The following is a 12,058-nucleotide window of genomic DNA, read 5'->3' on the forward strand; positions in this document are numbered from 1 at the left end:
TAGCCTTACAGCCGCCCGCCGGCGGTGCGGCGATTGTCGCCCGGGCGCAGCCGCAGCCCGTCGCGGAGCCTGGTGAAGGGCAGGATTGCGGGGTCGGCGACCACCGGCCCCGGCGCCGCGACCACCAGCACCTGCTCCGCGATCGGCTGGAAATGGGCGCGGAAATGCACGCTCGACTTCAGCGCCAGGATCTTCTGCGCCGAAGGCTCGACGCCGATATGGGTAAAGAGCGCCTGGTCGAGCGCCTGCATCTTGCGCGACACGACGATGACGCGGACGCCGGAGGAGACGCGGATCAAGGCCGCGGGACCGAGATCGGCGGGGTTCCCCTTCCCCATCGGCCCGGTCAGGGTGAAGCGCCCATCGGTCAGCCGCTCCACCACCGCCGTCACCGGCAGCGGCGCGCCGTCGCTCTTGCCGCCGAGGCTGAGCGAAAGCGTCGCGCCTACCCCGGCCGCGTGGCAGGCCGCCGCGCTTTCCTGGTCATTGATCAGACCCAGCACCGCGCCTTGCGCGTCCTGCGCGATGAGCTCGGCGAGCAGGCCGATGGTGTCGCCATGCCCGCCGCCGCCAGGATTGTCCTGGGTGTCCGCCAGCACCACGGGCTTCGCCGCACCGGCGGCGATGCGCTTCGCTTCGGCGACGCCATCGGCGGCGGGGATGGCGCCCTTGGCGAACTCCGCTTCTTTCGCGGCGATGAAGCGCGCCAGCGCTTCCGTCGCCTCGGCGGCCTGCGCCTCGGTCTCGGCATAGGTCGCGATCGCCATGCCGCAGCCGGCGAAATCCGCATAGGGGAAGCCGAAGCAGAATCCGAGCTCGATGATTCCAGGCATCGTCTCCGCGAGCCGCGCACGTTCCGCCATCACATCGGCCATCGGCGCGACCATGGTGCATTGGCCGGGCAATGGGGTCCAGAAGTCGAGTTCCCGGAACAGCTTCACGGGCCGCCGGCCGGTGCGGATCATGTCGAGCAGCAGCCGCGTCGCGAGCGCGCCGGTCTGCTTCTGGTCGACATGCGGGTAGGTGCGGTAGGGCACCAGCACATCCGATAGCGCCACCATGGCAGCGGTCTTGTTGGCATGGGGATCGAGGCTGGCGGCGATCGGGACATCCGGTCCGACGACGGCGCGGACCCGGCGCAGCAGCTCGCCTTCCGCATCCGGGAAATCGACCGCAACCATGGCGCCGTGCAGCTCCAGGAAGACACCGTCGAGCGGCCCTTCCTCCAGCGCATCCGAGAGCGCCGCCACCATCAGCGCGGCGATGCGCTCGAAGGCGTCTGGGGTCACCGGGCCGGCGGGATTGGCCATGCACCAAATCAGCGGTGCGATGGTGGCGCCGGCGGCCTCAGCTTCGGCGATGGCGCCGGATGCGGGCAGGCTGGTCGGGCGCAGCGCGTCGAGCAGCGTCGCGCTGCGTTGCAGGCGGGGGAAGCCGCCGGGTTGGAGGAATTGCGGCCAGCCGGTCGGCAATGGCGCGAAGGAATGGCTCTCGTGCTGGAAGCCGCCGATGGCGATACGGGTCATGCGGATACCTGGGCTGTGGCGATCACGGCATCGGCCAGCACGCGCAACCCCTTCTCCGACCATTCGGGGGAGATGGATTCGCGCGGGTCATGGCTGAGGCCGCCATGGCAGGGAATGAAGAGCATCGCGGCCGGCATGCACGCTGCCGCATGGTAGGCGTCGTGCCCGGCGCCCGAGAGCATGTCGCGATGCGGGATGCCGAGCCGCAACGCCGCATCGCGCAGCCGCCCGCAGAGCGTCGCGTCGAAGCGGAGCCCGGGGAAGGACCAGAAGGGCTCCCGCGCGACAGAAAGGCCGCGCCGTGCGGCGGTAGCGGCGAAGCCCGCGTCCACCTCCGCCAGCAGCGCGTCGATCGTGGCGCGCGACGGATGACGGAGATCGAGGACGAAGCGTGCGCCGCCCGGCACGACGCCATCGGCACCCGGCACGATGGCGAAGCGGCTGATGGTCAGGCGCCCATCCGGCCCATGCGCCGGCAGGGCGGCCTCGGCCAGCGCCACCATCTCCGCGGCGCCCAGCATCGCGTCACGTCGCATGCCCATCGGTGTCGCCCCCGCATGGGATTCGCGACCGGTCACCGTCACCATCCCGCGTTCCGCCGCGAAGCCGCCGACGACGATGCCGACATCGAGCCCTTCGGCTTCCAGCACCGGCCCCTGTTCGATATGCGCCTCGAAATAGGCGGCAGCATTGCGCAGGGCAGCGGGATCGGCATCGCCGGCCCAGCCGATCGCGGCCAGCGCATCGGCGTAGAGTGTGCCGTCATCGGTCGCGGGCTTCGTCAGCACCTCCGCTTCCGGGATCACGCCCATGGCGCCGGCGGCGCCGAGCATCGGCGGCGTGAAGCGGCTGCCTTCCTCATTGGTCCAGTTCACCAGCACAATCGGCGCGCGAGTGACGGTGCCGGCCTCCTGCAACGCGCGCAGGATCTCGAGCCCGGCGAGCACGCCATAGGGCCCGTCGAACCTGCCGCCGGTCGGCTGGGTGTCAAGGTGGTTGCCGACCAGCACCGGCGGCAGGCCGGGCTCCCTGCCCTCCCGCCGCAGCGCCATGTTGCCGAGCCGGTCGACGCCGACCGTGAGCCCGATCGCCTGCCCCCAGCGCGCCAGCAAGGCACGCGCCTTGCCATCGAGCGTGGACAGCGCCGGCCGGTTGTTGCCGCCCTCCGGCGTGGCGCCGATCCGCGCCATCTCCATCAGGCTGTCCCAGAGGCGCTGCGGATCGAGCGGGATATTGCTCAACGCGGCGGCGCCACACCGGCCGTCGCCAGCACCGCATCGGCCAGCACGCGCAGCCCGGCTTCCGCCCAGGCCGGCGTGATGCTCTCCGCCTCGTTGTGGCTGATGCCGCCATGACAGGGGCAGAAGATCATCGCCGCCGGCACCGTGCGGGCACAATAGACGGCGTCATGGCCGATGCCGGTCGGCATCCGTCTGTACGGGTGGCCAAGGCGCTTGGCTGCATCCTCCAGCCGCTGCACCAGCGCGGGATCGAAGGGCGTCTCAGGTGAATGCCAGAACTCCTCGATCGCTATGCGCAGCCCGCGCTCCGCCGCGAGCCTGGTGCCACGGGCCTGCAACTCGTCCCGGATCCAGTCGAGCTTCGCGGGGTCGCCATGCCGGGTGTCGATGCTGAACCAGACGCGGGATGGGCAGATGTTGCGGCTGTCGGGATAGACTTGAATGCGCCCGACCGTGCCGCGCCCCTGCTCGCCGGAGGCCAGCGCCAGCTCCTCCACGGCCGCGATCAGCGGCGCGGCGCCGGCCATGGCGTCATGGCGATAGGCCATCAGGCCGCCGCCATGGCTCTCCTCGCCCTCGATCGTCACGTCGTACCAGCGCTGCGCCACCGCATGCGTCACGACGCCGATCTCGAGCCCTTCCTTCTCCAGCACCGGCCCTTGTTCGATATGCAGCTCGAAATAGGCGCCGAGGCCGCGCAGCGCGGCGGGGTCGGCATCGCCTTGCCAGCCGATGCGGCGCAGCTCCTCCCCGAAGATCGCGCCCGACGGATCGGTCTTGGCCAGGACCTCCGCTTCGGTGAAGAGACCCATGGCCGCACCGCTGCCCATCATGGGCGGCGAGAAGCGGGCGCCTTCCTCGTTGGTCCAGTTGATGAGCATGACCGGCGCCTCGGTCTCGATGCCCGCATCCTGCATCGCGCGCAGGATCTCGAGGCCGGCGAGCACGCCGAGCACGCCGTCGAACTTGCCGCCGGTAGGCTGGGTGTCGAGATGGCTGCCGATTGCGACCACCGGCCGCGCCGGATTCCGCCCCGGCCGGGTCAGCAGCATGTTGCCGACGCGGTCGAGGGTCAGTGTCGCGCCCGCCGCTTCCGCCTGGCGCTGCAGCAGGGTTCGCGCCTCGCCATCCAGATCGGTCAGCGTCTGGCGGTTGCAGCCGCCCTTCGGCGTGCCGCCGATCGCGGCATACTCCATCAGGCTGTCCCAGAGCCGGGCGCCGGACAGCGGCAGGTTGGTGCTCATGCGCGTTTCTCCACCCCGCACCATTCCGCGATGCAGAGGGCGATGGACGCCGTGATGTCGTGCATGGAGGCGAGGCCGACGCTTTCGTCGATGCCGTGGATCTCCTGCGCGTCGGGGCCGAAGCAGGCGACCGGCGTATCCTGGTAGAGGGTGAAGAAACGCCCGTCGGTCAGCCCCGTCGCCGGGTAGTCGCGGAGCTCGGCGCCGGCGACCTCGGCATAGCTGCGCCTGGCCAGCAGCGCGATCGGGCTCTGCATGTCGAAGACGCAGGGATCGGCCATGAAACCCTTGAACTCCAGCGCCACCTTGGCGCCGCGCAGGCGTTCGTCCTGCGCCGCCTCGGCGACCAGCCGTTCGATGTCGGCCTTGGTCTGCGCGGCCGTGTAGCCCATCATCACGCCGACCCGCATGCCGATGCGCGCGCGCGTCGGCACCGAGCTGTTCCACTCGCCGCCCTCGATGGTGCCGAAATTCACGTTCACTGGATGGTTCACGCCGCGGAAGCTGGCATGCACGCGCTCGGCCTTGTTCATCTCGCGCTCGTAGTCCTTGAAGCGCGCGGCGATCGCGGTCGCGGCCTCGATGGCGTTCACGCCGGCCTGCATGTCGCGGACATGGGTCGGGCGCCCCGTCACCGTGACCCAGGCCCAGACCACGCCGACCTCCGCCGAATACATCGCCGGCAGGCCGGGGCCTGGCTCCGGGATGATGACCGCATCCGTCCGCGGCAGCGCCAGCATGGCGGCGAGCGCGCCGTTGCCGGTGCATTCCTCCTCGATCACGCTCTGCATCTGCACGGTGGCGGCGGGCTGCAGCCCGGCCAGGGCCAGCGCCTTGAAAGCCATGCAGTAGCTGACGATGCCGGCCTTCATGTCGCCGGCGCCGCGCCCATACATGCGACCGTCGCGGATCGAGGGTTCAAAAGGCGGCGTCACCCAAATGTCGGCGGCGCCTTCCGGCACGACATCGACATGGCCCTGCAGCGCCAGGCTGCGTCCCCGCGCTTCCCGCGGCGTATGGACGGCGACGACGTTGTCGCGCCCCTCATAGGGTACCAATGGCGGCGAGAAGCCGGGATGGGATGCGAGCTCCGCCGGCACCGTCGGCACGCGCTTCGGCGTCAGGCCGAGCTCCGCGTAGATCCGGGCCATCTCCTCCAGCGCGGATTGCTCATGGCCGAGGGTCGACGGGCAGCGCACCAGCCGCGCCAGGGTCTCCACGCTCTCCTGTTCCAGCGCCGCCACCGCATCGAGGATGGCGCGACGGGCGCCGGGGTCGAGCGGGATCGGGGCGTCAGACATGCTGCGGCCTTTGTGATGTGATGCGATGCGGTCAGGCTAGACGCCACCCCCTGCATGGACAAGGCGGCCCGCTGCCCCCCTTTTTTGCCTACGACCAGATTCACGCCTCCGGACGTTTCCACCCTCCGGCGATCTGCTCTAGCCTTCCGTGATGAAGACCTTCCATGCCCCCGGCCATGCACGCCATGCGCCAGGCTTCTTCCTCATGCGCGGCCAGGTGCGGCCGAATTTCGAGGTGCCGGCGCGCGCCGAGGCCCTGCTCGCGGCGCTGCACGCGATGCGGCTGGCGCCGGAGGTGCCGCCGCCCGCGCCGCTGCATCCGATCGCGGCCGTGCATGATGCGGCCTATCTCGCCTTTCTCGAATCCGTGCATGCCCTCTGGTCCGCCATGCCGCAGGCCGGACCGGAAGCGGTTGCCAACATCCATCCATCGCCGGAGATGCTGGCCCAAGGCGCGCGCGCCGGGGCCGGCCTGGTTTCGCAGATCGGCTGGTACACGGCGGATACTGCCTGCCCGATCGGCCCGGGCACCTGGTCGGCGAGCCTGGACGCCGCCGCCTGTGCGCTGGCCGCGGCGGCGGAGGCAGCGGCGGGGCGCGCGGCCTATGCGCTCTGCCGCCCACCCGGGCATCACGCCTATGCGGCGCGGGCCGGCGGGCATTGCTACCTGAACAACGCGGCGATCGCGGTCGAGGCGCTGAAGCGCGCCGGTGCTGCGCGCGTCGCGGTGCTCGACATCGACAGCCACCACGGCAACGGCACCCAGGGCATCTTCTGGGACCGGGGCGACGTGCTGACCGTCTCCATCCATGGCGACCCGAACCACTACTACCCCTGGTATGTCGGCCATGCCGAGGAGCGCGGCACCGGCGCCGGCGATGGGTTCAACCTGAACCTGCCGCTCGCCATCGGCAGCGCCGATGCGCCATGGCTGGAGGCGATCGCCACCGGCATTGCCCGCATCCACGCCTTCGCGCCCGACGCGCTGGTGCTGAGCCTCGGCTTCGACGCTTCGGTGCATGAGCCGCTGAATGCGCTCTCCGTCTCGGATGACGGCTTTGCGCGGGCGGGCGCCGCCGCCGGCGCGCTGCGCCTGCCGTCCGCGATCATCCAGGAAGGCGGCTACGCGGTGGATCATCTCGGTGCCCTGCTGACGCGCTTTCTCACGGGCTTCCAGGAGGCGACGCGGTGAGCACCGAGGCCATTCACGCCGCGACCCTGACCCTCGACACCCATGTCGACATCCGCTGGCCCGACCCGCCGGATGCGACGCAGGAGACCGACCGCTGCGTCGACTTCCCGAAGATGGCGCGGGGCGGGCTGAAGGGCGTGGTCTTCATCGCCTATGTGCCGCAGGGCCGCCGCGACGATGCCAGCCATGCCGCCGCGGCCGTCCGCGCCGAGGCCATGCTGCGCCACATCCGCGGCCGCGCCGACGGGGTAATGCGCCGCTTCTGCGCCAGCGCCGCCGCGATCGCGGCGGCGGATGCGGCCGGCGCGCAGATGGTGATCGCGGCGGTCGAGAATGGCTATGCCATGGGCCGCGACCTTTCTCGCCTCGCGCTCTGGCGGGAGCTGGGGGCGATCTACGTCACCTTGACCCACAACGGCCACAACGCGCTCGCGGACAGCGCCATCCCGCGTCCTGACCTCGGCGATCCGCCGGAGGAGCATGGCGGCCTCTCGCCGCTCGGCCGCCAGGCGGTGGCGGAGATGAACCGGCTCGGGCTGCTGGTCGATGTCTCGCATGTCTCCAAGAAAGCCATGCTGGACGCGGTCGCGGCGTCCCGCGTGCCGGTGGTCGCGACCCATACCTGCTGCGCGGCGCTGCGCGCGCATCCACGCAATGTGGATGACGAGCAGCTTGACGCGCTGCGCGCCACCGGCGGCCTCGCCCAGATCACTGCCGTGGCCTCCTTCCTGCGGGAGGGGGAGAAGGGCAGGCCGACCGTCGCCCATGTCAGCGACATCGCGGATCACGTGGACCATGCCGTGAAGCGGATCGGCATTCAGCATGTCGGGCTGTCCTCGGATTTCGACGGCGGCGGCGGCGTCCTTGGCTGGGCGAATGCTGCCGAAAGCGCCGCGCTGACCACAGAGCTGGTCCGGCGCGGCTATGACGCCGCGGCGGTCGGGCTGCTCTGGTCCGGCAACTTCCTGCGCCTCATGCGGGCGGCGGAGGAGGCGGCCAGCTGACGCCCGCAGCCCGGCGTCCCCAGGAGAAAGCCGGGGAAGCAGCCCACGGCACCAGGGGCGGAGATCGGGCTGCCTTTCTCAACGAGGGCGCGCATTTACTTCCGCATAATCCCGACATGGCAGGCTATCGGCTTTCCGATCGGATGCGCGATGCAGCGAGTGCTCAGTTGCCTCACCAACGAACATGACCGCGGGCTTCTCGCCCTCGCCGTCTTGGTATGCCTGCTTGGCATCGTCGCGGCGATCGGCCTCATGCGTGCCCGTTCGGGCGCGGAGCAGGATCGGGGCTGGAAGGCCAGGCGGCTGCTGCCGGCCGCGGCCATTCTCGGCGGCGGGATATGGGCCACGCATTTCATCGCCATCCTTGCCTATGATCCGGGCCTCCCGTTGGCATTCGAGCGCGGACTGACACTGCTCTCGGCACTCATTGGCATTGCCGGCGCGCTGCTTGCGCTCGGGATCTGGGCGAAAGCCCGGACCACCCTCATGCGCTGCAGCGCCGGTATCGCCCTGGGGCTCGGGCTCGGCGGCATGCACTACATGGGCATGGCCGCGGTCCGGCTGCCGGGATACCTGCTGTATGAGGCGAACCTTACCTTTGCCTCGATCTTGCTCAGCTCCCTGGTCTTCGCCCTCGGCTTCGCAGCCCCTCCGGACCGGGTGACGCGCAGGCTGCCCCAGGCGCTGACACTGGCGCTCGGGGTCGTGGTCCTGCACTTCACCGGCATGGGCGCGGTCACGGTCGCCCCCGATCCGGCGATCGTGACGGACACCGCCCTTCTCGACCGGGGGGTGCTCGCCCTGCTCATTGCCGTGGTCGCGGCGGCCGTGCTCCTCGCCATTCTCATCGTCGTGGTTCTCGAGGCCCGGCTGAAGCTGGATGCGCAGCGCTTCGAAGGGCTTCGGTTGCGCAGCCTGGCGGATGCCAGCTTCGAGGGCCTGGTGCTCTGCACGCTGGATGGTCGGATCAGCGAGGTGAACTCGCGCGTGACCGCGCTCAGCGGATACCGGCGCGACCAGTTGATCGGGCGGTTGGTGAATGATCTCGTCGATACGGCAGAAGGGGCAGCAACCACCGCAGCGGACGCCGGCGGCACAGGGGTCCGCCGCGCGACGCTGCGGGGGGCGTCCGAGACGCTGCCCGTGGAGCTGACCTTCGCCGATATCGATACCGCCGACGGGCCGCGCCAGGTGGTGGCGATCCGCGATCTGCGGGAGCGGCTGCACGCGGAAGCCCGCATCATCTACCTGGCGCATCATGATCCGCTCACCGGCCTCGCGAACCGGACGGTGCTGCAGGAGCGGCTGCAGGACGCCGCCATGAGCGGCCGGCGGAGCGGCGAGAATCTGGCGGTGTTCTGCATGGACCTCGACCGCTTCAAATCGGTCAACGACATGTTCGGCCATGCCACCGGCGACGAGGTGCTGCGCGAAGCGGGGCGCCGGTTGCTTGCAACCGTGCGCGCGGTCGACACCGTCGCCCGCATCGGCGGCGATGAATTCGTCATCCTCCAGCGCGGGGTGGGCGGCATCGCGGATGCCGAGGCCCTGGCGCGCCGCATTCTCGCGGCCTTCGATGCGCCGATCGATGTCGACGGGCAGCAGATCAGGATGGCCGCCTCCCTCGGCCTCGCGATGTTCCCCCAGGATTCCACCGAGCCGGAGGTGCTGCTCACCAACGCCGACCTCGCCCTCTATCGGGTGAAGCAGAGCGGCCGCGGATCCTTCGCATTCTTCCACCCGGAGATGGATGAGGAGGCGCGGCGCCGGCGCGAGCTCGAACGCGACCTGGTCCATGCGCTGGAGCAGGGTCAGTTCGCGCTGCATTGGCAGCCGCAGGCCGATGCGCAGAGCGGCATGATCCGCGGCTTCGAGGCGCTGCTGCGCTGGCGTCACCCGGTGCGGGGAGACGTCTCTCCCACGGAGTTCATCCCGGTTGCCGAGGCGACCGGGATGATCATCCCGATCGGCGCCTGGGTGCTGCGCACCGCCTGTGCCGAGGCCGCGAGCTGGGAGGCGCCGCTCAGGGTCGCGGTGAACATCTCGGTCGCCCAGATCCAGCAGGACGGGTTCGATGTCCTGCTGCGGGAGACCTTGCTCGCGACCGGCCTGGTGCCGGAGCGGCTGGAGCTCGAGGTGACCGAGAGCCTCTTCATCGAGGATACCGATCGGGCACTGGACACACTGACACGGGCAAAGGCGCTCGGCGTCAGCGTGGCGATCGACGATTTCGGCACCGGCTTCTCCTCGCTCAGCACCCTGCGGTCCTTCACCTTCGACCGGATCAAGATCGATCGCTCCTTCGTCAGCGAGATCGAGAAGAGCGACTCGGCCGCGGCCATCGTGCGCGCGGTGATCGGGCTCGGCCAGGGCCTGGGCCTGCCGGTCGTGGCTGAAGGCGTGGAGACGCAGGCGCAGCTCGCAGCCTTGAATGCGCAGGCCTGCGACGAGGTCCAGGGCTACTTCATCTCCAGGCCGATGCCGATGGCGGCATTCAGCGCGGAGGTGCATCCCGCGCGTTCGGTGGAAGCGGCCTGACAACCCCTTCACGCGCAGGCGACAGGCGGGTCACCCGCCCGTCGCCCGCTTCGCCGCGTCCTCAGCCTTCGAGGATGAACGTGACCTCCATCGTGACGCGGTACTCGGAGATCCTCCCATCGCTCACACTGGCCTTCTGCTCGAGGACATGCAGCCCAGTGATCCCGCGCAAGGTCTTGCTGGCGCGCTCCAAGCCTTCACGTACAGCGGCATCGAAGCCCTCGGATGATGCCGCCGTGATCTTCGACACGCTTGCGACAGCCATGTTGGCCTCCCTCCAATGCGCCGGCTCGGGCTGGCCGGCCTCCAGACCATAGGTCCGCGTCACCTGCCGAGGTGAACGAATCCTTCCACACAATCCCCCCAGGCAAGGCGGCCGGCGGGAGGAGCCGGGGAAAGGGCGAGCCGCCGAGGTTCAGCCGCGATTGCGCGATCGGAAGCGAAATGTCCTAATACGGGCCGCATGTCCCTCGCCCGCGTCGCCACCTTCGCCTTCTCCGGCATCGATGCCGTGCCGGTCGAGGTGCAGGTGCAGATCGCGTCGGGGCTGCCGGCCTTCCTGCTGGTCGGTCTTGCCGACAAGGCGGTCGCGGAGAGCCGGGAACGGGTCCGCGCCGCCCTGATCGGCCTCGGGCTGTCGCTGCCGCCGAAACGGGTGCTCGTGAACCTGGCACCCGCCGACCTGGTCAAGGAGGGCAGCCATTTCGACCTGCCGATCGCGCTCGCGCTGCTGACCGCGATGGACGTGCTGCCGCGCGACGAGATGGTGGATTATGCGGCGCTCGGCGAACTCGCCCTCGATGGCGGCATCCACCCCGTGGCGGGCGTGCTGCCGGCGGCGATCAGCGCCTCGGCCCGCGACCTCGGGCTGATCTGCCCGGCGGCGCAGGGGCCGGAAGCCGCCTGGGCCGGGCGCATCTCGGTACTGGCCGCGCCCGACCTGCAATCCCTGATGAACCACATGCGCGGCACGCAGCTCCTGACGCCGCCGGCACCGCCCGTGACGGCGCGCGAGGCGGGGCGCGGGCCTTGCCTGTCCGAGGTGCGCGGACAGGAAAGCGCCAAGCGGGCGATCGAGATCGCGGCGGCCGGCGGCCACAACCTCCTGATGACCGGTCCCCCCGGTGCCGGGAAATCCATGCTCGCCGCCCGCATCCCCGGCCTGCTGCCGGACCTGACGCCGGCCGAGGCGCTGGAGGTCAGCATGGTCCACAGCGTCGCCGGGATGCTGGATGGCGGGCACCTCGTGCAGCGCCCGCCCTATCGTGACCCGCACCACTCGGCGAGCCAGGCGGCGCTGGTCGGCGGCGGCGTGCGGACCAAGCCCGGCGAGATCAGCCTGGCGCATCGCGGCGTGCTGTTTCTCGACGAGTTGCCGGAATTCCCGCGGCCGGCGCTGGAAGCGCTGCGCCAACCGATGGAGACCAGCCAGGTCACGATCAGCCGCGCCAATGCGCGCGTCAGCTATCCGGCGCGCTTCCAGCTCATCGCCGCGATGAATCCCTGCCGCTGCGGCTATCTCGCGGATGCGCGCCGCGCCTGCTCGCGCGCCCCGCGCTGCGCGGAGGACTACCAGGCCAAGCTCTCCGGCCCGCTGCTCGACCGCATGGACATGTCCATCGAGGTGGCACCGATGCCACCCGCCGAGCTGATCCACGCCCCGCCCGGCGAGCCGAGCGCCGCCGTCGCCGCCCGTATCGCCGCGGCACGGGACCGCGCCCGGGCACGCTGGGGCGAGGATGGGCCGGCCAGCAACGCCGAAGCCGAATTCCGCCCTCTGCAGGACAGCCTCGACGCCGATGCCGCGGCGCTGATGGAGATGGCGGCGACCAAGCTCATGCTCTCCAGCCGCGGCCATGTGCGCACGCTCAGGGTCGCGCGCAGCATCGCCGACCTGGCCGGCAGCAACGCCATCGGCCGCGAGCATGTCGCGGAGGCCCTCGCCTATCGCCACCGCATCCCGGGGCGCGGCGGCTAGAGCCTTTTGTTCTGACGAGCAGATTCACGTCTCC

The 12,058-nt window shown here is 70.4% G+C and carries 9 protein-coding genes; 4 read left to right on the forward strand and 5 right to left on the reverse strand.

The features are described from left to right. Nucleotides 1-5: 5 nt before the first annotated feature. Genes GXW71_RS03450 through GXW71_RS03465 form a run of 4 tightly spaced genes read right to left on the reverse strand, consistent with a single transcriptional unit; the run spans nt 6 to nt 5,312 of the window. Nucleotides 6-1,526 (reverse strand): M81 family metallopeptidase, encoded by a 1,521-nt coding sequence (locus GXW71_RS03450; RefSeq protein ID WP_211850994.1) that lies wholly within the window; start codon nt 1,524-1,526, stop codon nt 6-8. Beyond that, nucleotides 1,523-2,767 carry a Zn-dependent hydrolase gene (locus GXW71_RS03455; RefSeq protein ID WP_211850995.1) on the reverse strand — a complete coding sequence of 415 codons (1,245 nt, stop codon included), beginning with the start codon at nt 2,765-2,767 and terminating at the stop codon, nt 1,523-1,525. The genes GXW71_RS03450 and GXW71_RS03455 overlap by 4 nt, the downstream gene beginning before the upstream one ends. Then, nucleotides 2,764-4,011, reverse strand: coding sequence for a Zn-dependent hydrolase (locus GXW71_RS03460; protein ID WP_211850996.1), 1,248 nt, complete (start codon nt 4,009-4,011; stop codon nt 2,764-2,766). The genes GXW71_RS03455 and GXW71_RS03460 overlap by 4 nt, the downstream gene beginning before the upstream one ends. Continuing rightward, nucleotides 4,008-5,312, reverse strand: a complete 1,305-nt coding sequence (locus tag GXW71_RS03465; RefSeq protein ID WP_246526239.1) for an ArgE/DapE family deacylase — start codon at nt 5,310-5,312, stop codon at nt 4,008-4,010. The genes GXW71_RS03460 and GXW71_RS03465 overlap by 4 nt, the downstream gene beginning before the upstream one ends. 151 nt (nt 5,313-5,463) lie before the next feature. Here GXW71_RS03465 and GXW71_RS03470 point away from each other — a divergent pair, with 151 nt between their 5' ends. From GXW71_RS03470 to GXW71_RS03480, 3 genes are all read left to right on the forward strand, one after another. After that, entirely contained in the window at nt 5,464-6,504 is a 1,041-nt protein-coding gene (locus tag GXW71_RS03470; RefSeq protein WP_211850997.1) for a histone deacetylase family protein, read from the forward strand. Continuing rightward, nucleotides 6,501-7,508, forward strand: a complete 1,008-nt coding sequence (locus GXW71_RS03475; protein WP_211850998.1) for a dipeptidase — start codon at nt 6,501-6,503, stop codon at nt 7,506-7,508. Before GXW71_RS03470 ends, GXW71_RS03475 begins: the two co-directional genes overlap by 4 nt. Nucleotides 7,509-7,658: 150 nt before the next feature. Further along, the gene (locus GXW71_RS03480) at nt 7,659-10,046 is read left to right on the forward strand and encodes a bifunctional diguanylate cyclase/phosphodiesterase (protein ID WP_211850999.1); all 2,388 of its coding nucleotides are present in this window, start codon (nt 7,659-7,661) and stop codon (nt 10,044-10,046) included. Nucleotides 10,047-10,107: 61 nt separating this feature from the next. Here GXW71_RS03480 and GXW71_RS03485 read toward each other — a convergent pair whose 3' ends face one another. Then, complete coding sequence (locus GXW71_RS03485; protein WP_211851000.1) at nt 10,108-10,311, reverse strand: dodecin family protein; 204 nt, start codon at nt 10,309-10,311, stop codon at nt 10,108-10,110. A 198-nt stretch (nt 10,312-10,509) separates the two neighbouring features. Here GXW71_RS03485 and GXW71_RS03490 point away from each other — a divergent pair, with 198 nt between their 5' ends. Continuing rightward, nucleotides 10,510-12,024 carry a YifB family Mg chelatase-like AAA ATPase gene (locus GXW71_RS03490; RefSeq protein WP_211851001.1) on the forward strand — a complete coding sequence of 505 codons (1,515 nt, stop codon included), beginning with the start codon at nt 10,510-10,512 and terminating at the stop codon, nt 12,022-12,024. The last annotated feature ends 34 nt before the right edge of the window (nt 12,025-12,058 follow it).

Source organism: Plastoroseomonas hellenica, from assembly GCF_018129085.1.
Classification (GTDB): Bacteria; Pseudomonadota; Alphaproteobacteria; order Acetobacterales; family Acetobacteraceae; genus Plastoroseomonas; species Plastoroseomonas hellenica.

Bases quoted from the DNA above. Each gene is read 5' to 3' on its own strand.
- GXW71_RS03465 (WP_246526239.1), bottom strand. From the start codon at position 5,312: ATGTCTGACGCCCCGATCCCGCTCGACCCCGGCGCCCGTCGCGCCATC.
- GXW71_RS03490 (WP_211851001.1), top strand. From the start codon at position 10,510: ATGTCCCTCGCCCGCGTCGCCACCTTCGCCTTCTCCGGCATCGATGCC.
- GXW71_RS03460 (WP_211850996.1), bottom strand. From the start codon at position 4,011: ATGAGCACCAACCTGCCGCTGTCCGGCGCCCGGCTCTGGGACAGCCTG.
- GXW71_RS03450 (WP_211850994.1), bottom strand. From the start codon at position 1,526: ATGACCCGTATCGCCATCGGCGGCTTCCAGCACGAGAGCCATTCCTTC.
- GXW71_RS03480 (WP_211850999.1), top strand. From the start codon at position 7,659: ATGCAGCGAGTGCTCAGTTGCCTCACCAACGAACATGACCGCGGGCTT.
- GXW71_RS03485 (WP_211851000.1), bottom strand. From the start codon at position 10,311: ATGGCTGTCGCAAGCGTGTCGAAGATCACGGCGGCATCATCCGAGGGC.
- GXW71_RS03470 (WP_211850997.1), top strand. From the start codon at position 5,464: ATGAAGACCTTCCATGCCCCCGGCCATGCACGCCATGCGCCAGGCTTC.